20 protein-coding genes are annotated in these 18,449 nt (G+C 48.4%); 6 read left to right on the forward strand and 14 right to left on the reverse strand.

Annotated elements, in window-relative coordinates; genetic code table 11:
- Positions 1-16 precede the first annotated feature (16 nt).
- From N5E87_RS17840 to N5E87_RS17850, 3 genes are all read right to left on the reverse strand, one after another.
- Positions 17-1,066 carry an ABC transporter ATP-binding protein gene (locus tag N5E87_RS17840; protein ID WP_279775580.1) on the reverse strand — a complete coding sequence of 350 codons (1,050 nt, stop codon included), beginning with the start codon at positions 1,064-1,066 and terminating at the stop codon, positions 17-19.
- Complete coding sequence (locus N5E87_RS17845) at positions 1,063-2,697, reverse strand: iron ABC transporter permease (protein WP_279775581.1); 1,635 nt, start codon at positions 2,695-2,697, stop codon at positions 1,063-1,065. Before N5E87_RS17845 ends, N5E87_RS17840 begins: the two co-directional genes overlap by 4 nt.
- 76 nt (positions 2,698-2,773) lie before the next feature.
- Positions 2,774-3,781 (reverse strand): Fe(3+) ABC transporter substrate-binding protein, encoded by a 1,008-nt coding sequence (locus N5E87_RS17850; protein ID WP_279775582.1) that lies wholly within the window; start codon positions 3,779-3,781, stop codon positions 2,774-2,776.
- Positions 3,782-3,999: 218 nt separating this feature from the next.
- On the opposite strand from N5E87_RS17850, the gene N5E87_RS17855 reads away from it, so the two are divergent.
- On the forward strand, positions 4,000-4,422 hold the full coding sequence (locus N5E87_RS17855) for a hypothetical protein (protein WP_220053885.1): 423 nt from the start codon (positions 4,000-4,002) through the stop codon (positions 4,420-4,422).
- Between the two features lie 6 nt (positions 4,423-4,428).
- Here the strand turns inward: N5E87_RS17855 and N5E87_RS17860 are convergent, their stop codons facing one another.
- The 3 genes from N5E87_RS17860 to N5E87_RS17870 all read right to left on the reverse strand — a co-directional run bounded on the left by N5E87_RS17860 (position 4,429) and on the right by N5E87_RS17870 (position 6,568).
- Positions 4,429-5,025 carry a glutathione S-transferase N-terminal domain-containing protein gene (locus tag N5E87_RS17860; protein ID WP_279775583.1) on the reverse strand — a complete coding sequence of 199 codons (597 nt, stop codon included), beginning with the start codon at positions 5,023-5,025 and terminating at the stop codon, positions 4,429-4,431.
- A 70-nt stretch (positions 5,026-5,095) separates the two neighbouring features.
- Positions 5,096-5,845, reverse strand: coding sequence for a ferredoxin--NADP reductase (locus tag N5E87_RS17865; RefSeq protein WP_279775584.1), 750 nt, complete (start codon positions 5,843-5,845; stop codon positions 5,096-5,098).
- A 114-nt stretch (positions 5,846-5,959) separates the two neighbouring features.
- Complete coding sequence (locus tag N5E87_RS17870; protein WP_279775585.1) at positions 5,960-6,568, reverse strand: DUF5610 domain-containing protein; 609 nt, start codon at positions 6,566-6,568, stop codon at positions 5,960-5,962.
- Positions 6,569-6,738: 170 nt separating this feature from the next.
- Between N5E87_RS17870 and N5E87_RS17875 the strand changes: the two genes are divergently transcribed.
- The 3 genes from N5E87_RS17875 (at position 6,739) to N5E87_RS17885 (ending at position 9,185) form a co-directional block, all read left to right on the forward strand.
- Complete coding sequence (locus tag N5E87_RS17875) at positions 6,739-7,332, forward strand: phosphoglycerate mutase family protein (RefSeq protein ID WP_279775586.1); 594 nt, start codon at positions 6,739-6,741, stop codon at positions 7,330-7,332.
- 11 nt (positions 7,333-7,343) lie between these two features.
- Entirely contained in the window at positions 7,344-8,834 is a 1,491-nt protein-coding gene (locus N5E87_RS17880) for an FMN-binding glutamate synthase family protein (RefSeq protein ID WP_279775587.1), read from the forward strand.
- A gap of 144 nt (positions 8,835-8,978) precedes the next feature.
- Entirely contained in the window at positions 8,979-9,185 is a 207-nt protein-coding gene (locus tag N5E87_RS17885; RefSeq protein ID WP_011718310.1) for a hypothetical protein, read from the forward strand.
- Between the two features lie 34 nt (positions 9,186-9,219).
- Here N5E87_RS17885 and N5E87_RS17890 read toward each other — a convergent pair whose 3' ends face one another.
- Positions 9,220-9,477 (reverse strand): hypothetical protein, encoded by a 258-nt coding sequence (locus tag N5E87_RS17890; protein WP_279775588.1) that lies wholly within the window; start codon positions 9,475-9,477, stop codon positions 9,220-9,222.
- Positions 9,478-9,559: 82 nt separating this feature from the next.
- Entirely contained in the window at positions 9,560-11,356 is a 1,797-nt protein-coding gene (locus tag N5E87_RS17895; protein ID WP_088210142.1) for an ABC transporter ATP-binding protein/permease, read from the reverse strand.
- A gap of 449 nt (positions 11,357-11,805) precedes the next feature.
- On the opposite strand from N5E87_RS17895, the gene N5E87_RS17900 reads away from it, so the two are divergent.
- A complete protein-coding gene (locus N5E87_RS17900; RefSeq protein ID WP_279775589.1) occupies positions 11,806-11,982 on the forward strand; it encodes a hypothetical protein in 177 nt (58 codons plus the stop codon).
- Positions 11,983-12,032: 50 nt separating this feature from the next.
- Here N5E87_RS17900 and aroG read toward each other — a convergent pair whose 3' ends face one another.
- The 5 genes from aroG to N5E87_RS17925 form a co-directional block, all read right to left on the reverse strand.
- On the reverse strand, positions 12,033-13,091 hold the full coding sequence (gene aroG / locus N5E87_RS17905; protein WP_249556233.1) for a 3-deoxy-7-phosphoheptulonate synthase AroG: 1,059 nt from the start codon (positions 13,089-13,091) through the stop codon (positions 12,033-12,035).
- A 307-nt stretch (positions 13,092-13,398) separates the two neighbouring features.
- Complete coding sequence (locus tag N5E87_RS17910; protein WP_279775590.1) at positions 13,399-14,586, reverse strand: hypothetical protein; 1,188 nt, start codon at positions 14,584-14,586, stop codon at positions 13,399-13,401.
- 118 nt (positions 14,587-14,704) lie between these two features.
- Positions 14,705-15,052: a hypothetical protein gene (locus N5E87_RS17915; protein WP_279775867.1), complete on the reverse strand. Its 348-nt coding sequence runs from the start codon at positions 15,050-15,052 to the stop codon at positions 14,705-14,707.
- A 116-nt stretch (positions 15,053-15,168) separates the two neighbouring features.
- A complete protein-coding gene (locus N5E87_RS17920) occupies positions 15,169-16,419 on the reverse strand; it encodes an ammonium transporter (protein WP_279775591.1) in 1,251 nt (416 codons plus the stop codon).
- 10 nt (positions 16,420-16,429) lie between these two features.
- Positions 16,430-16,768: a P-II family nitrogen regulator gene (locus N5E87_RS17925; RefSeq protein WP_011624095.1), complete on the reverse strand. Its 339-nt coding sequence runs from the start codon at positions 16,766-16,768 to the stop codon at positions 16,430-16,432.
- A 309-nt stretch (positions 16,769-17,077) separates the two neighbouring features.
- Between N5E87_RS17925 and N5E87_RS17930 the strand changes: the two genes are divergently transcribed.
- The gene (locus N5E87_RS17930; RefSeq protein ID WP_220053894.1) at positions 17,078-17,620 is read left to right on the forward strand and encodes a hydrolase; all 543 of its coding nucleotides are present in this window, start codon (positions 17,078-17,080) and stop codon (positions 17,618-17,620) included.
- A gap of 50 nt (positions 17,621-17,670) precedes the next feature.
- Here the strand turns inward: N5E87_RS17930 and N5E87_RS17935 are convergent, their stop codons facing one another.
- Entirely contained in the window at positions 17,671-18,405 is a 735-nt protein-coding gene (locus tag N5E87_RS17935) for a DUF1566 domain-containing protein (RefSeq protein WP_279775592.1), read from the reverse strand.
- Between the last annotated feature and the right edge of the window lie 44 nt (positions 18,406-18,449).

Consider the following 18,449-nt stretch of genomic DNA (forward strand, 5'->3'; position numbering starts at 1 on the left):
ATCCTCTGCGACCTGCTTAAGACTCAAATAGCACCAGAGAATGTGGCTCAGTGCTTAATCCCACTCGCTGTCCGACATTCAACTGCATGATTTGACTGCGCACTTCAACATAATGGGCGTGGGACGCCGCCTCGACTTTCACCCAGTAATGGCAAAATGCCCCGAGGAAACGCCGCTCGGTAATCGTCCCCACACCCGCATCATCGGCGCTGAGCGCCAATTGCTGTGGCCGCAAAAACACTTGGCCATTGAAAGCATGGGATTGCGACAAGGGGGTCAGGCTGCGCAGCTCGCCAATCGGAGTGACAACGCTATGACCATCGAGCACTTCAGCGGGTAAGTAGTTACCACTGCCCAGAAAATCCGCCACATAGCGGCTATTAGGCGCGGCATATAAGTCTTCGGCGCGGCCATGCTGCACTATCACACCTTGGTTAAAAATGGCCAAGGTATCGGCAAAGACGAAGGCCTCGTCCTTACTGTGAGTCACAAATACCGCGCTGACATTACGTTGTTTGAGAATGCTGCGGATCTCCGCCATCATGCTGTGGCGCACTTGGGCATCGATATTCGAAAAAGGCTCATCGAGTAACAGTAATTGCGGCTCATAGGCAAGCGCGCGGGCAATAGACACCCGCTGCTGCTGCCCGCCGGACAACTCATGGGGATAACGCTTGGCTAAACCTTCGAGTTTCACTAGGGCAAGCATGTCATCCAAGCGCGCCTTGCGCTGCGTAGCCGTTAATTTTGCTACGCCAAAGAGAATATTCTCGGCGACGGTCAAATGGGGGAATAAAGCGTAGTCTTGGAAAATCATCCCAATTCCCCGCTGCTCACTCGGCACAAATTGTCCTGCACCGCTGACCGTCTTGCCATTAATTTGAATTTCACCTTGGCTGATAGCCTGCAATCCTGCCACCGTCCTGAGCAAAGTGGTTTTGCCGCAGCCACTTGGGCCTAACAGCGCAAGGATTTCCCCTTGAGCAAGGGTTAAATCTAAGCCTTTGAGTACCTGTTGGCCCTGATAATCGCTATGAACTTGATGAAGATTGAGGGTGCTGGTCATCGGCTATCTTGCTCCAAGGAACGGTTTAAATAAATCAGCGGGACTAAGCCCACGAGCACAATCACAATGGCGGGCAAGGCGCCATGTTCAAGCTTTTCGTCTGAGACAAACTGAAATACATAGGTGGCGAGATTCTCAAACCCTATGGGCCGCAGCAACAATGCCGCCGGTAATTCTTTCATGCTTTCGATAAACACCAGTAGCGCCCCAGCAAATAAGCCCTTAGTGAGCAGCGGCAGATGCACTCTTTGCAATAGTCGTCTTGGGCTCTGCCCCAGGGTCAGGCTCACCATGTCCAGTGACGGCGAAATACGTTTATAGCTAGTCTCGACACTGCCGATGGCGATAGCCACAAAGCGCACACAAAAGGCAAAAACCAGTGCGACCGTACTGCCCGTAAGCAACAGCCCTGGGCCTGTCATCCCCAACCAATCGGCTACATCATTGATCGCAAAATCGAGCAGGGTTAACGGCACCAGCACGCCAATCGCCAGCACAGTGCCAGGCAAGGCATAGCCAGTCGAGGCCAAGCGTGATGGCAGCGCATCGCTCGACCTTGGGCTCACGCGGCGGATGAACATCAATATCAATGCAATCGCGCAGCACACTAGGCTAGTAATAAGCGCAAGGCTCAAGCTATTCACACTCAATTGCCAGAAAATCGGATCCCAGCTCTGCTCAAAATAATCGATGGCATAGGAGAGTAAAATCCCGCTTGGCAGTACAAAGGCCAGCACGAGCAAGGTGATGCAATAGCCGAGGGCAAGCAGGGTTTGCATCGGTGAGAGCCGATATAAATCGCTCGCTTGAATACGGGACTGCTTTTGGAATAACTGCAGTTTACGGCGGGCAAAACGCTCTACCCCAATCAAGCTAAACACGACCAAGAGGATAATGGCCGAGAGCTTAGCCGCCGCCGTCAAATTGCCATAACCCAGCCAAGTGTCGTACACGGCCGTGGTCAGGGTGGGTACGGCAAAGTAGTTAACCGTGGCAAAATCAGCCGCCGTCTCCATCGCCACTAAGGCCACGCCCACGGCCAAAGCGGGCCTTGCCATAGGTAAGGATAAACGCCAAAAACTCTGCCACGGCGAGCAGCCCATAATCCTCGATGCGTGGGCCAAGCTTAAGGATTGCTCCATAAACGCGGTGCGCGCCAACAGATAAATATAGGGAAAGAGCACCAGCGACAACACACACGCCGCGCCGCCTAAGGTACGGATATCGGGGAAAAAGTAATCCTGCGGCGAACTCCAACCAAACACTGAGCGAAGCCAGGTTTGCACAGGACCTGCGTAATCGAGTAAATCGGTATACACGTAGGCGACTATGTAGGCTGGCATGGCCAAGGGCAGCAATAAAGCCCATTGCAGATAACGCCTAGCGACAAACTCACAACGCGCCATCAACCAAGCGCAGGGCAATGCCAGCAAGAGTGAGCCAATACTCACCCACAGGATCAACCATAGGCTGTTGGAGATATAGGTGGGTAGTACGGTGGAGAACAGATGACCAAAGACGGCCTCATCGGGCTGCGCCGCCTGAAGAATTAACGCAAAGAGGGGTAACACCAGTAGCGCGGCTATGGCATAACCAGTAAGCGACCAGCTTCTGGCTAATCCTAAAATCATGTGGATCCTTTAACCTAAGTGCGCCATTTAAGGCGCACTTTCACTTTTACTATTTCTAGTCGCTATAACCGCTCAACTAGAGATCGAACTGAACTTCATCTAACAATTTCACCGCCGCTTGGTGGTATTCCGCCAGCTTGAAAATCGGTAATTGGTCGGATTTAAACTCGCCCCACGAGGCAACCAAGGTTGAAGGCGCGACATCGGCTTTGACAGGATATTCCATATTCACTTCGGCATAGGCTTTTTGTGCCACATCCGCAGACAAGAACTCCATCAACTTGATGGCATTGTCTTTATTCGGCGCATGGCGAGTCAGTACCATACCAGAAACGTTCACATGGGCACCGCGATCGGCTTGATTCGGGAAGTTAATCGCCACAGCCTCTGTCCAGCTCTTTTGCTCAGGATCTTGCAGCATATTGCCGTAGTAGTAGCTATTGCCGATAGCGATATCACACAAGCCTTCTTTAACCGCCTTCACCTGCGCCCTATCGTTACCTTGAGGCTTACGTGCTAAGTTGGTTTTCACGCCTTGCAACCAAGTCTTAGTATCGGCCTCACCGTGGTGGGCGATCATCGACGCGACTAAGGCGATATTGTAAGGATGCTTACCACTGCGCGTACAGATCTTGCCTTTGTACTTAGGATCGGCCAGCTCTTCGTAGCTGATGGCTTGTGGGCCGAGGCGATCTTTTGCCGTATAGAGATTACGCACACGCATCGTTAAGGCATACCATTGTCCATCGGGATCGCGGTATTGCGCGGGAATATTGCTATTGAGCTGCTCACTTTTCACGGGAGAAGTCAGGTCTTTGTCGACTAATTCGACCAAGCGAGAGAAATCCGAAGTTAACACTAAATCCGCAGGGGATAAGCGTCCTTCACGGGCGATCCGCTCGGCAATACCGTCTTTCGCAAATACCACATTCACAGCAATGCCGGTTTCATCGGTGAAGCGCTTCAGAATAGGCTCAACCAAAAACGCTTGGCGATAGGAATAAACCGTTAATTTTTCATCCGCATGTGCAGACTGCGCAACCGACATTAACCCAAGTAAAGCGGCACAAGTTACCCATTTCATTAGCGATTTCTCCTCAAAATGATGACAGCAAGCGTGAGTCAATTCTCAAGACTATTAATGATAATAGTTATCAGTTGCGCAAGAGTAATAGATCAAATGAACTAGGGCAATAGATTGATTAACTTTTTGTTTTTAATGAAATTAAACTTAAAACTGGAGATTATCTCAAACCAAACTAAACTGAACCTTAATTCGCTTAAAATACATGAGGAGGCGTTATGTTAGGCGCGTTACTGCTGCTTGTCGTCGTGATAGCGCTACTCGCGTTTATGGTGCTCAAACGGGGGCCTAAAAAGCGCAAGCATTTTGTCAAACTCATGGATAACGCGAAAAAGAAAAATCAACGGCTTGCAGGGCAAGAAAGGCGCTTCCATTGCGTCAGCATCGAAAATGACGGCAGTTGTTGTGAGCAGGTAGATGAGCTCAAAGGAAAACGTTTCCTTTCAAAGGAAGCCCCTGAACTCCCAATGGAAGAATGCACTATGGCCAATTGTCAGTGCCGCTATCAACACTATGATGATAGACGCCAAACGGGTAACGACCGTAGAGTCGATTACGGCATAACTAAGGATCTCTACGGCGCGTTTGGTGAACATAATCGCCGTGAGACCCATAGAGGCCGCCGCTCAACAGACCACTAATGTCTTTTATGCTGGACGAGTTTCCACAAACGCGGGGAGATCGCGCATCTCACTAAACCAGAGCGAGGTCGCGGGAGCCACTTTACGCCAATCGAGTTCTGGATGTCTGAAATCCACATAATCTAATAAGCAGATTAAGGCTAATTGCGGTGCCTGAATCGTTGCTTGAGTAATCACACTCTGATGTTCCATTTGCATCAAACCGCGCAGCAGCGCTTGCTCAAAACGCGATGTCCAAAAGGCCGATCTCACCCCTTCCTCTTCACGCATTTGTTCTTGGCGCAATTTTACCGCACTGTCGATCAGCCCTTTGATCATCGAATATTGGCACTGCAACACCCAATTATTTACTTGGCCGCCAAACATCTGCTGCTCACCTAACTCGGCGTCTAAATAACGCATAATCACTTCGCTATCTAAGATAGGCACACCATCGTTGGTGATGAGGCAAGGGATCTGCCCAAGCGGGTTAACATCGAGCAGCTCGGCGGTGTTTTCCATCGGATTGACTAAGACTTCTTCGATATCCTTAATCCCTAAATAACGGATTAATGTGCGAACACAGCGAGCATAGGGTGAAGCGAGGGAGCAGAGCAACTTCATCAAAAAATCCTTCTATATGACTGACATTAAAACGATTAAGACTAATTATTTATCATTAACACTCAACCGATTACCAATATTTCTCGACGGTAATTTGTCCCGGAGCGCGGCGTAGGTTTTTAGCTAATCCTTTGTCGAGCAGCGCAGCCTGCGCGCCGCTGATCATCCCCGGATTACCACAAATCATCACCTGCGAATCCGCTGCATTGATAGTTAACCCCACTTTACGCTCAATTTCGCCCGAGACGAGACCATCGGGAATACGGCATTGCAGTGCATCGTCGACCTTTTCACGGGTGACGGTTAAACACAGGATAAACTGATCAGGATATTGCGTGGCATAAGCCTTTATTTTATCGAGGTAGGCTAAGTCTTTAGCTTCGCGGACACCATAGATAAGCACGACTTTTTCGAAACGCTGCCAAGGCTCTGGCGTATCTAACATAGATAAGAATGGCCCCACGGCCGTCCCCGTGGCTAACAGCCATAAGTGCCGGCCTTGCCCTGCTCCCTTAGGGATCTCATCCAAGGTCATAAAGCCTGTGGCGGTTGGGGTGATCTCAATTTCATCGCCTATGGCAAGATTTTGTAATTGCGGGGATAACAGCCCTTCTTCTACGGCGACAGCCAAGATTTCGGCATAGGGTTTATCGGGGGAATTTACGAGGGAATAGGCTCTGGCGACACGCTTATCATCTTGCACTTGGCTGAGTTTAATAAATTGACCCGGAATAAAGGGCGCCAGTTCGGCCGCTATCCGCAGCGAAAATAATTTATCACTCCAATCAATACGTTCGATAACCCGTCCCCTAGTCCACATAACTCGTCCTCAAGCACAACGTTAAATAGATCCCTAGCATAGACTGTTATCTGCACAACAAAAACCCCTTATTGCAAGGGGCTTAAAACAAGAAGGATGGAACTACATTGGGCATTATGCGCTAGCCGTTTGCGCCTCATCAGGTTTCTTATTGAAGCTATCCCTAAAGGCCTGCAATCCTTCTTGTACTAAGCCATAGGTTTTATCGACGCCATCGGCAATATCCCCTTGCAACACTTTAAGGCCGGACAAAATATCTCGAGCCTCCTTAAAACCATTGTCGATAGCGCCGCCGATAATGCTCATAAAACTGTCGAGCTGCTCGTCCAAACTCATATTCGAATTCTGCTGTTGGTGAATGCTAAAAAACTGGGTCGCAAAACTCACAATCCGACCAGCCGTCGCCTCGGGGGAATAATCGACCTGATTGTCATAGTTAGCTTGAGTCGAATTTGGCCCCATCGAAGGCGCTAATTCTTTATCTATCGCTTCAATTGCCGCGCGATAAAGTAACGCCATGGATTGATCACCGGACTTTAAACTCACTTCCTCCTGCGCCGACAGAATCGCCTGATTCATTAACTGCTTACTGGTTTGATACGCAGTTTGTTTGCCGGGCGCTTCCACATTTTTCATCTTTTCAGCATTGGCAGGCACGTTTTCGGCATACTTGCGGTGGGACGAAGAAGCGTTCTGTACCTGCGCAGGGTTGTTGATTTCCATGATGCAAAATCCATTCAATTTGGGATGACTCTATTATCGACCAAAATTTGAGCAACTTTAGTATTTTTCTCAATTGCAGTACCATCACAATCTAAGGCAATGATACTCATAATGAATCTATTCGCCTCAGCGTCGCACTTGCATGCGCCCATCAGATAAGGATATACGGCATGGCAACTCCCCAATGGCTAGCAGTGGTTACTCACTCCTTGCGAACCATCCGCTTAAATAAACTTCGGCTATTACACACTCTGCTATTAGGCCTGTTGCTCTTTACTAGCATGGGACTCAGCCCCATCAATCAAGCTTTTGCCGATAATCGATTGATTATTTTGGTGAGGCATTCCGAAAAAGCCGACGCTCCAGCAGGCGATCCGTCCCTTTCAGATGATGGCCATGCACGTGCCCTCGCGCTGATTGGCGCCTTGCAAAGGACGCAGATTTCGCAACTGATCGCGACCCAATATCAAAGAACCCAGCAAACCTTGTTGCCTATGTCTTCGGAGCGGCATTTACCTATTACCGTGGTCGCGGCCGAAAAACCACTCGAAGCCCATATCCAGCAAATTGTTGCACAAGTACATGCTGTTAAAGGTAACAGCTTAATTGCGGGGCATTCCAATACCGTCCCACTGATCATCAAAGCTCTTGGCGGCCCAGAAATCCCCACCATAGCAGAAGATGATTACAGCCAGCTGTTTTTACTCTCCATCCATGATGGACAGCCAGCGAGCCTTATCTCCACCCGTTATGGACACGAATAGAGGATAACAAGATGCAAGAATTGAATTGGTTTATGTGGGGACTGGATCTCTTCTCAGGGCTGTTTTTAATCCTAGCGGGCTTTGTCGTTCTGGCGATTGTGTATATGTATATCGCCGACAAGCTACAAACCAAACAGGCCGTGCGCCACAACTACCCTGTGATAGGTCGCTTTAGGTATTTATTTGAGAAACAAGGCGAATTTTTTAGACAATACTTTTTCGCACAGGACAGGGAAGAATTGCCCTTTAACCGCGCCGAGCGGAGCTGGGTATATCGAGCCGCGAAAAACGTCGACAGAACCATTGCCTTTGGCTCGACACGCCCACTAGACAGCACGGGTGCCATCATGTTTATGAATACCGCCTTTCCTACTCAAGATGAAGATATTACGCCAATTCTGCCTCAAACCATTGGCCCCCATTGCCGTGAACCCTACACCACTAAGGCCATTTGCCATATCTCCGCCATGAGCTTCGGTGCCCTGTCACGCCCTGCAGTCACCGCCTTATCCCACGGCGCAGCGCAGGCGGGATGTTGGTTAAATACCGGAGAAGGTGGCTTAAGCCCTTACCATTTAAAAGGTGGCTGCGACTTAGTCTTTCAAATTGGTACCGCTAAATACGGTGTACGTAATGAGCACGGCCATTTAGACGATGACAAGCTCAAAGAAATCGCCGCCCACCCCGAAGTTAAAATGTTTGAAATCAAAATGAGCCAAGGAGCCAAACCAGGCAAGGGCGGTATCTTGCCGGGGATAAAAGTCACCGAGGAGATCGCCAAAATTCGCGGTATCCCGCAGGGCCATGATTCCATTAGCCCCAATGGTCATATCGAGTTTAAAAATGTGGGCGATATTCTGGATATGATTGCCAGAGTACGTGAGGTCACGGGTAAACCCACAGGCATTAAAGCTGTACTTGGGGACGTTCAATGGCTCGAAGATTTTTGCGATGAAATTGAGCGCCGTGGCGAAGCCTCTGCCCCCGACTTTTTTACCTTAGACAGTGCTGACGGCGGCACGGGCGCCGCCCCTCAACCCTTAATGGATTATGTGGGCTTGCCCCTTAAAGAGAGTTTACCCATATTAGTCAATATCTTAATTCAGCGAGGGCTGCGTAAACGCATTAAAGTGATCGCCTCAGGCAAACTTATAGTGCCATCGAGGGTTGCTTGGGCACTGGCCTTGGGTGCGGACTTTATCGCCTCGGCCCGTGGCAACATGTTTGCCCTCGGATGTATTCAAGCGCTGCAATGCAACAAGGATACCTGTCCGACGGGCATCACGACTCACAATAAGAAGTTGCAACAAGGTCTTGATCCTAGAGACAAATCGACTCGCGTCGCAAATTATAATCATAACCTACACCACGATTTAGCCCTGATCGCCCACTCCTGTGGCGTGACAGAGCCAAGGCAACTCAAGCCGTCCCATGTGAGGATTGTGCTCGAGAGTGGCTTGTCGGTTTCGCTGGATAAGTACTATTCCCATATCAATCAATAGTTAACTTGACACTGTATGCATTTCGTACGACTTTCGTCTAAAGTTAATTTAGCAAAAGGTAATTTGAACGCGTATCACAAAAGGGGTAAGATCCGTGATACACGCTTGAGATTAAACAACTGCATATTAAGTTAAGGAAACACTGTGAAAGCAAGCTTTGTAAGCCATATGCCAGACAGTAAAACTGCCAGCACAAGCTGTAAGAGCTGTAATCGCTTGACTGAGATCGAAGGCGAATTAGTGTGTTTTCGTGAAGGCCAAGTAATTCGACTCACTAAAATTGACGAATCGACCACCAAATTCAATCTGTTATGTGAAGGTTGGAAGGCTGGAAAACCAAAGGGAATATAATTTCTTATATTCCCTATTTCGTTTGTCTCATCGCTTAATTCATACCACGAACATCCGCGTTATATTCATTAGTTCTACGAATAATCCCTGCCAATTCAAGTTCTTGATTCATTTTTGCTAGCGTTAAACGTCTTGTGGTCACTTTAAGGCCTGCGTTTAACTCTGCGTGAATGCGTTGTAGCGAATCATAATCTACACCGCGCTTTTTAAGGGTTGCCATAATCGCAAACCAATCTGTGCTTACTTTCTCTTCTCTGCCTTCAATATTGACTCTTAATGCCATATTTTCCATGCCAAGCACCTCTTATCGTTATTTGCTTGGATTCGAGTATAGAGAGCCGAACCTGAATAAAAACTGAATTGTCCCAACGCTGTTACACTTCTACCGAAAGCTGTTGTTGCTCATTTTGTATGCGCCACAACTTAGCGTAGAGACCATCCTGAGCCAGTAAAGACTGATGATTCCCCTGCTCGACAATTTCCCCTTGGCTTAAGACCACGATCTGGTCGGCGTCGACTATGGTCGATAACCGATGCGCCACCACTAAACTGGTATGCCCTTTGGCGACCTCACGCAGTGCTGACAAAATCGCCTGTTCCGAACGGCTGTCGAGGGAGGATGTAGCCTCATCAAACACTAGCACTGGAGAGCCTTTTAAAATCGCCCGCGCAATGGCCACGCGTTGCTTCTCCCCACCCGAGAGCTTTAAGCCCCGCTCACCCACTTTGGTATCCCAACCTTGGGAGAGCGACGCAATAAAATGCTCTAAATGTGCAAGTTTGATGGCATGGCGCACTTCTTCATCCGTCGCATCGGGACGGCCATAACGAATGTTCTCCACTAAGGAATCATTAAATAACACTGTATCCTGCGGCACTATCGCAATGGCGCGGCGCAGTGCATCTTGGGTTAATTGGCGAATATCTTGCCCATCAATCAAAATGCGCCCTTGCTCCACATCGTAAAAACGGAATAGCAATTTGATGAGTGTAGATTTACCTGCGCCGCTATCTCCAACCACCGCGACTTTTTTCCCCGCCGCCACCTTAAAGCTGACGTTGCGCAGTATCGGCCTGTCATCGTAGCTAAAACTCACATGCTCAAAACTGAGCTCGCCGCGCTTAGGCTCAAAGTCTAAGGCATCGGGTTTATCCACTATGCGAGGGTGCTTATCGAGCAAACTGAACATCCGCTCAATATTGGCTAAAGCTCCGCGGATTTCACGGTAGACAAATCCCAAAAAGTTGAGCGGCATAAAGAGCTGCATCATAAAGGCATTGATCAGTACAAAGTCACCTAAGGTCATCTCATTATTGGTCACTTTATAGGCGGCTAACGCCATCATCGCCGTCATCGCCAACGCGATAATCAGCGCTTGGCCACCGTTGAGGGCAAATAGTGATAAACGATTCTTACGTTTAGCCACTTCCCATTGGTCTAAGGCTTGGTCATAACGATCCGATTCATATTTCTCATTATTAAAATACTTCACGGTTTCATAGTTGAGCAGGCTGTCGATAGCGCGGGTGTTGGAGAGGGAGTCGGCCTTGGCCGCATCGCGGACGTATTCGGTGCGCCACTCAGTCGCCACTACCGAAAACCAAATGTAGGCCATCACAGAGGTGAAGGTGATAGCGGCAAAGGCAATGCCATAATTAAAAAAGAAAATACCAATAACCATGGCGATTTCTAGCAGGGTCGGCACTATGTTAAACACCATAAAGCGCATCAAGAAGCTCACACCACTGGTACCGCGTTCAATATCTCGCGATAAGCCGCCCGTACGCCGCTCAAGGTGAAAATCCAAATCGAGTCGATGCAGGTGGTCGAACACCGCGAGGCCCAATCGGCGAATGGCCCGCTCTGTGACACGGCCAAATAGGGTGTCGCGGATTTCACCCGTGATCACTGTTAATAGCCGCACTGCGCCGTAGGCTAAAACTAAACCGATGGGCACACTCAAGGCCTGCGCGGTTTTATTGGCATCTAAGGTATCGACTAAGTCTTTCAGAATAAAAGGTAAACCCACGCTGGCAAGCTTAGCGACGATAAGGCAAGACATGGCCAATGCCACCCGGCCCTTGTATTCGAGCAAATAAGGCCAGAGCAACTTAACTACGTGCCAATTGAGCTTATCGATGGGACCTTCAAAATACAGTGTTGGGCGCATATGTCTAAACCTTTGCCAAAGTCGCTCAATTGTAGCAGCATGGCGCACGTTAAGGCGAAAGCAAAGAGGGAAAGTTTGAATAAAATCAATCAGATTTATCTGACAGACAAAAAGCGGCCCGCTTGGCAAAATATCTCTGGCTTACCGAAATAAAAGTGTCATGCTAACGACTTACGCTCAGAGAGTTCGCAAAGCGAATATTAAGGTGAAAAAATTCTGAAACAAGCTTGGCTTTATCAGAACAGTAACCGTTAAAATAGGCCAGAACATCAAGGGTTCGACTGTTGATTATTTTGTCGGTTTTACCCAAAATGTCCCTCGGACTAAAGATTTCAAGCAGCAGGATTTGCAAACATCTGGCCGCAGATCCGTGTGTACAAACAAATTCCGCACTCGTTCTGCGATAACATTAAAGATAACTCAAATAAATCAAGATCAAAGGATGCTTTATGTTGGATTCAGCTAAAGTTCAATACCCGCCATTACCACTGATCCAAACTTGGGTGTGGATGATGATCGAATCAGGCAATCCACAAATTCAGGACAAAGGCAGAAATAACCTGATTGCTGCTTTTGGTAGCTTGGCCAAAGCTAACGAATACTTAGCCGAAATGAGCAAGAAATAATAAAAATAAAGGCGCCGGGATAGCGCCTTTATTTTTGGTCTTAAACCCGATTAAACCCGCTGACGACGTTCGATAACACTCTGATTTAACACTGCGAGTAAACGCTCGGTATCGTCCCAACCAATACAGGCATCTGTGATGCTCTGACCGTAGCATAACGCTTGACCTTCAATCAGATCCTGACGCCCTTCCACTAAGTGGCTTTCGACCATCACACCGAAAATCGCCTTATTACCCGCAGCCAATTGTTCGGCCACATCGTTCGCGACTTCCATTTGGCGTTGATATTGTTTGCTGCTGTTGGCATGGCTGAAATCGATCATTATGTTGTCGACCAGCTTGGCCTTTTTCAGTTGTTCGCTGATCTGCGCCACATGGCTGGCACTGTAATTAGGCTCACGGCCGCCACGCAGAATGATATGGCAATCGGGATTACCTTTGGTCGACACAATCGCCGAATGGCCAAATTTGGTTACCGATAAGAAGTGGTGCGGCGCATTCGCGGCGCCAATAGCATCGATTGCCACCTTAATAGTGCCGTCGGTACCATTTTTAAAGCCTACAGGGCAAGACAGCCCAGAAGCCAATTCGCGGTGTACCTGCGATTCTGTGGTGCGCGCGCCGATGGCGCCCCAGCACATCATATCCGCCACATACTGCGGGGTGATCATATCGAGGAATTCACCCGCGGTAGGCATGCCTGAGTCATTCAAATCGACCAAGAGTTTACGCGCGGTACGCAAACCATCGTTCAGTTTGAAGCTGTTATCCATATAAGGATCGTTGATGAGTCCCTTCCAACCCACTGTGGTACGTGGCTTTTCAAAATAAACACGCATCACCACTTCGAGCTGATCTCGATAACGTTCTCTTAGCGCAACCAGTCGCTGGCCGTATTCCAATGCGGCCTTAGGATCATGGATTGAGCAAGGACCAATGACGACTAACAAACGATCATCTTGGCGAGCGAGAATGTTATGGATACTTTGACGGGCGTTAAACACAGTTGCAGCAGCGTTTTCGGAAGCAGGAAATCGTTCTAGAATCGCAATCGGTGGAAGTAACTCTTTGACTTCATTAATGCGAACGTCATCATTTTGGTAATACATAATTTACTGCTCCAACTCTCGTGTTTAGGCTATTTTTATCGCTGCAATAGGGGATCTCAACTGCAATACTGAGTTCAATTTATCCAGTCTGCGCCGCTAATGCAACCAAGTTGTCTCCATTTCAAGAAATCAAATATAACGTATTGTTTTAACATATTTTTAAAAAATACAAATTCAAATATTTCAATGTGATATGCAAACTAAAGCCAAACGAGTGTTGGGGTTGGAAGCAAACGGTGGTGAAAGCGGAAATAAAAAACCTCTTTTGCCATTAGTCAGACGCAAACAAAGGAGGTTGAGTAAAGGATTAATGTTGTTGCATGGCCTGCAGTTTTGCCTGATAGCGATGTTTATCTGTGGCTTCGCGGCTTAGAGCCATGGCTTTTTCCATATTGAGTTTGGCGCGCTTTTCATCCCCCAGCGCCCAATAGGTGCGTGACAGGCCAAAGAAAAACTCATGGCGATAATCGGCTTTATCCACTGCCCTTTGATACCAAGCGAGCGCCTCGCTGTATTGGTGCTCGTCATAGGCCTGCTCACCCATATCGTAGTAGTAATAAGGATTACGAATACGCGCTAACTCCAGCACTTTATTGACCTGTGCCCACTCTTCCAAACGGCCCTGCTCACCTAAAATCACCGCCAAGTTATAGAGCGTCGTCATATCATCGGCATCATATTTGAGTGCATAGCGATAGACTTGCTCGGCCCGCTTTTCATCGCCCTTGTGGCGATAAATCACGGCTAAGGTGTTGAGCGCTGGAATAAAGTGTCCTGATTTTAAGCCCGCTTTAATCAGCGCATAGGCGCGGTCTAAATCCCCTTCGACCAAGGATTCGGCGGCCATATTGTTATAGAACATACTGGTTAAGGTCTGGCGATTAATTTGCACTTTGTTGTAGCCTCGCAGGGCGCGCTCGGGCATAAAGTCGACCAGAATTGCATGGGCCGACAGATACACAGTGTGCACGCTCTCGGCGGGTAGCAAGCGTAGATTGACATGGCCGTTGATCAGATAAAACTCGCCCTGTTTGTCCCATACAGGTTCAATCGCAATATCCTGAAACTCAGTGCCAATTTTAAACACATCCGCGAGTGCCGATGTCATCACCACCAGCGACATACAATTCCCCGCGCGCTGGGCGTAGGTTTCGCTGGCGGTTTGAGTCAAATTATCTTGATAGTGAAAATCGCTGTGACCACCGAGCTGATTGGCATTGATATAACTGGCTAACCATTCATGCACCGCGACGGGGTTTTTAGTCGATAAACTGTAGCGGTCGTAGGCGCGCCGGACATCGGCTGCGACCGAGGGCGGAAGGCTGAAAATATCCTCGACGCTAGGAATATTGCTGACAGATTTAAATAACGAATCTGCAAATAGGGCATCTATCTCATCATCACTAGGTTTTGGGGCTGTCGAGCTGCAACCCCATAAGAGTAAAAGTAATAATGAGCAGATAATGCCGCTAGAGATGGTGCGCAGTTGTATCATGAGATGTCCCCCAGACCATAAGGCTCCTATTTGAGCTTATTACACCTGGCCAAAAAGACGTCATAAAATGGTTACAAAAAATAACGGCCTGCCACAAAGGATTGCGGCAGCTTGAGAGTTAACGCTGCGCCGGAGGGTCAACCTTGATATACACATCCTGCTGCTGATAACGATAAGGCCGGTAGTTATCCTGACCGCAGGTAAAGTAGCGGTAAGGCTTTACCTGGGCGATACAACCGAGTGGCAGAGCCTGCAAAATTTGAATTTGCTCCTGCCTCCTCAAGGATTCCTGCCATTCATAATCTTTTAGCACTTGGTCGCGCACGGCAAAGGCATCGAAAGGCTCATCCGAACGAGTCACTACGACTTGCCCCGCAAAAACGGGCAAGGCTAAGAGTGTACTCAAAATGCCCCCAAGCAAGCAGGTACGTCTGATTTTTACTGTGAGATTAGAGATTAAGCGCATCATTCGCTCCTTGTGGTATCAGCGTGGCAGTCGAAGACCCATAAAAAAAGCAGAGCACTTGGCCCTGCTTTACTATCCTCTTATCCCTGAGAGGCATCAAGTCATATCAACACCAGTTAGCCTGCACTTTTGACAGTCACAAACTCTGGGTAAGCGTCGATACCACAGTCAGACGCATCCATACCGTTATATTCTTCTTCCTCTGTAACACGGATGCCCATGGTCATCTTGAGTACAAACCACACCGCAAACGATGCGCTAAATACCCATGCGAAGATAATCGCTGCGCCAGTTAATTGCGCTGTGATAGTCGCGTCGGCATTCGATAAGGGTACACACATCAAACCGAGGAAACCCGCAACACCGTGCACAGAAATCGCGCCCACTGGGTCGTCAATCTTGATTCTGTCCAGACCCACGATAGAGAACACGACTAAACCACCAGCCACCACACCAATCACCCCTGCCATCAGCAGCGAAGGTGACAGCGGATCCGCAGTAATCGCCACTAAGCCCGCCAGAATGCCGTTTAAGATCATGGTTAAGTCCGCTTTACCCCAAATCATTTTGCACACAACTAGGGCAGAGATAGCACCAAAAGCGGCCGCGGTGTTGGTGTTTACGAAAACCTTAGCGACAGAGCTAGCGTTGGCCGCATCTGAAACCATTAATTGTGAGCCACCGTTGAAACCAAACCAGCCCATCCACAGAATAAACATCCCTAAAGTCGCCATTGGCAGGTTAGAGCCTGGGATTGGATTCACTTGGCCGTTAGGGCCGTATTTACCCTTACGAGCACCGAGCAATAACACCCCAGCGATAGCCGCCGCGGCACCTGTCATATGCACAATACCGCTACCCGCAAAGTCCACAAAACCTAAGCTAGAGATAAAGCCTTTACCCCAAGTCCAGTAGCCTTCAACAGGGTAGATAATGCCTGTCATCACCACGGAGAAGAACAGGAAAGCCCATAACTTCATCCGCTCCGCCACGGCGCCAGAGACAATCGACATCGCCGTTGCCACAAACACCACTTGGAAGAAGAAGTCAGATTCTAAAGCATGGTTTGCATCTTCGGCTTGTGAGCCAATCAGCGTACCGAGTGAAGGCAACCAACCGCCTTCGGCATTGTCGACGTACATAATGTTGTAGCCAACCAATAGGTACATCACACAGGCAATCGCGTATAACACCACGTTTTTAGTTAAAATTTCGGTGGTATTTTTAGAGCGCACTAGGCCGGCTTCGAGCATGGCAAAACCCGCCGCCATCCACATAACCAAAGCGCCTGAAATCAAAAAATAAAAGGTGTCGAGTGCAAAGCGCAGTTCAGAGACTGTCACGCCTAATTTTGTTAGTTCTTCCATCTTCCGCCCCCTATAGCGCTTCAGTGTCGAGTTCACCCGTACGAATACGGATGGCATGTTCTAAGTCGATAACGAAAATCTTTCCGTCACCAATTTTTCCCGTATGAGCCGCACTGGTAATCGCCTCAATCAGCATGTCGAGATTTTCTGCTTTAGTGGCAATTTCTAGTTTTACTTTTGGCAAAAAATCCACCTGATACTCGGCGCCACGATACAACTCTGTGTGCCCCTTTTGACGGCCAAAACCTTTAACCTCGGTCACCGTCATCCCCTCAATACCAATACCGGCGATAGCTTCACGGACATCATCCAATTTAAATGGCTTGATGATAGCGCTGACTAGTTTCATCCTGACCTCCAAAAAACGCGATTGTTATTAACTTGTAGCCAAGATAATTCAATCATTAGGCCAGAATTTTAATTCTTTGATTTTAAATAAATAATAAAGAATCCGCCTGAATTAACCGATTAAAAATGCACCAGACTTGTGCAAGCGTGAGGGCGACGCACTCTTTTAGTGAGCAATTTAAGTGCACGCCATATTCGACCTTTGCCCTATTGGTCAGGCTGCCCAATTAGGGTTTACTGACAGTGCAGAAAACAAGCAGAGCAATCGCTAAACGATGCCTTTATTCCACCCGCGCAGAAGGAACGCCCGATGTTAAAACCTGAAGAATGTGTACTCGTTATCGTCGATGTGCAGGGAAAGCTCGCTCAGATCATGGATAACTCAGCCAAGCTTCATCAGCAGTTGAGTACGCTTATCCAAGGCGCACAGCTGTTTGAAATCCCCATCCTCTGGCTCGAGCAATTACCCGCCAAACTTGGCTCGACCACCGAAGAGCTAAAAACCTTGCTCGAAAGAACTGGCTCGCCCATTGCCAAGCAGCACTTTAGCGGTTGGTATTGTGATGAATTTGCCAATGCATTAACCCAAACTCGGCGTAAACAGGTCTTGCTGGCGGGGATAGAAACCCATGTTTGCGTGTACCAAACCTGCCGCGATCTGCTCGACCAGCACTACTCGGTGCATCTTGTCGCCGATGCTGTTTCTTCCCGCAGCGTTGACAATAAGCAGTTGGGCATTCAAATGATGACCGCCAAGGGGGCAACCCTCACCAATGTGGAATCACTGTTGTTTGAACTGCAACATGAAGCTCAGGGCGATAGATTTAAGGCGCTGATTAAATTGATTAAATAAGGTTGATTAAATAAGGTGAGAAGAGAGCTTGTTCAAGCTCTCTTTCGTAATCAAAACGCGGCAACACAAACGGCATAGTTGGCACTATTAGCATAGCTGCGAGAACTATAGCCGCTGGGGGCGACAGAGATAATGCCGGCCAAGAATTCGGTCTCATTGACAGTACTAGACCAAGAGTCAATCGTCGAGCTCCACTGCGCACGTTGATAGGCTGCGCGATTCACGCCATAGCCGTAGAGGGTATTTAACTCCTGCTCAGTTGGCCTGCGCCAATTATCTTTACCGGCAAACTCGAGTGAAGCCAATTTTTGGCACCAGCGGTCAAACTGACCGTCGACGCCAACCTTGGCCTCATGACCCTTTGCTGCTTCGGTGCCGGGTAAGATGACGCCTTTACCGTCCTGACGAAACAGGGCATATTCCCCTCGGCTCGGGCCAAATACAAACTCCTCCTGCACGTTAAACGTCATCGCATAGCTATCGCCACTGTTGTTGGCATCATCTTGCTTAAGATAACCCAAGGCGTTCATCACGGCGATGGAAGGTGAACTGCTAAACCATTTCGTCTGGCGATCACTTTTATCGTAAAGCGCTTTGATTTTTAAGCAATAGGTTGATGCAAGAGTACGGTCGTTATTATCGAGGCCACCATCAAAGCTAGTATCGATTGGCGTACCTTCGACGTGGCCACATAGGGGAATTTGCTCATTTTGGCGACATTCTGTCAGTAAAAACAACAGCACTATGGCACTGCTGAACATGGCGATTTTAGTGGGATTAATCATGACAACAAACCTTAATCCAGTGTTGATAAAAAGACAGTACAGCT

Origin of the sequence: Shewanella sp. GD03713, from assembly GCF_029843705.1 — a bacterium.
In the GTDB taxonomy this organism is placed as follows: Bacteria; Pseudomonadota; Gammaproteobacteria; order Enterobacterales; family Shewanellaceae; genus Shewanella.

Bases quoted from the DNA above. Each gene is read 5' to 3' on its own strand.
- N5E87_RS17840 (WP_279775580.1), bottom strand. From the start codon at position 1,066: ATGACCAGCACCCTCAATCTTCATCAAGTTCATAGCGATTATCAGGGC.
- N5E87_RS17845 (WP_279775581.1), bottom strand. From the start codon at position 2,697: ATGATTTTAGGATTAGCCAGAAGCTGGTCGCTTACTGGTTATGCCATA.
- N5E87_RS17850 (WP_279775582.1), bottom strand. From the start codon at position 3,781: ATGAAATGGGTAACTTGTGCCGCTTTACTTGGGTTAATGTCGGTTGCG.
- N5E87_RS17855 (WP_220053885.1), top strand. From the start codon at position 4,000: ATGTTAGGCGCGTTACTGCTGCTTGTCGTCGTGATAGCGCTACTCGCG.
- N5E87_RS17860 (WP_279775583.1), bottom strand. From the start codon at position 5,025: ATGAAGTTGCTCTGCTCCCTCGCTTCACCCTATGCTCGCTGTGTTCGC.
- N5E87_RS17865 (WP_279775584.1), bottom strand. From the start codon at position 5,845: ATGTGGACTAGGGGACGGGTTATCGAACGTATTGATTGGAGTGATAAA.
- N5E87_RS17870 (WP_279775585.1), bottom strand. From the start codon at position 6,568: ATGGAAATCAACAACCCTGCGCAGGTACAGAACGCTTCTTCGTCCCAC.
- N5E87_RS17875 (WP_279775586.1), top strand. From the start codon at position 6,739: ATGGCAACTCCCCAATGGCTAGCAGTGGTTACTCACTCCTTGCGAACC.
- N5E87_RS17880 (WP_279775587.1), top strand. From the start codon at position 7,344: ATGCAAGAATTGAATTGGTTTATGTGGGGACTGGATCTCTTCTCAGGG.
- N5E87_RS17890 (WP_279775588.1), bottom strand. From the start codon at position 9,477: ATGGAAAATATGGCATTAAGAGTCAATATTGAAGGCAGAGAAGAGAAA.
- N5E87_RS17895 (WP_088210142.1), bottom strand. From the start codon at position 11,356: ATGCGCCCAACACTGTATTTTGAAGGTCCCATCGATAAGCTCAATTGG.
- N5E87_RS17900 (WP_279775589.1), top strand. From the start codon at position 11,806: ATGTTGGATTCAGCTAAAGTTCAATACCCGCCATTACCACTGATCCAA.
- aroG (WP_249556233.1), bottom strand. From the start codon at position 13,091: ATGTATTACCAAAATGATGACGTTCGCATTAATGAAGTCAAAGAGTTA.
- N5E87_RS17910 (WP_279775590.1), bottom strand. From the start codon at position 14,586: ATGATACAACTGCGCACCATCTCTAGCGGCATTATCTGCTCATTATTA.
- N5E87_RS17915 (WP_279775867.1), bottom strand. From the start codon at position 15,052: ATGCGCTTAATCTCTAATCTCACAGTAAAAATCAGACGTACCTGCTTG.
- N5E87_RS17920 (WP_279775591.1), bottom strand. From the start codon at position 16,419: ATGGAAGAACTAACAAAATTAGGCGTGACAGTCTCTGAACTGCGCTTT.
- N5E87_RS17925 (WP_011624095.1), bottom strand. From the start codon at position 16,768: ATGAAACTAGTCAGCGCTATCATCAAGCCATTTAAATTGGATGATGTC.
- N5E87_RS17930 (WP_220053894.1), top strand. From the start codon at position 17,078: ATGTTAAAACCTGAAGAATGTGTACTCGTTATCGTCGATGTGCAGGGA.
- N5E87_RS17935 (WP_279775592.1), bottom strand. From the start codon at position 18,405: ATGATTAATCCCACTAAAATCGCCATGTTCAGCAGTGCCATAGTGCTG.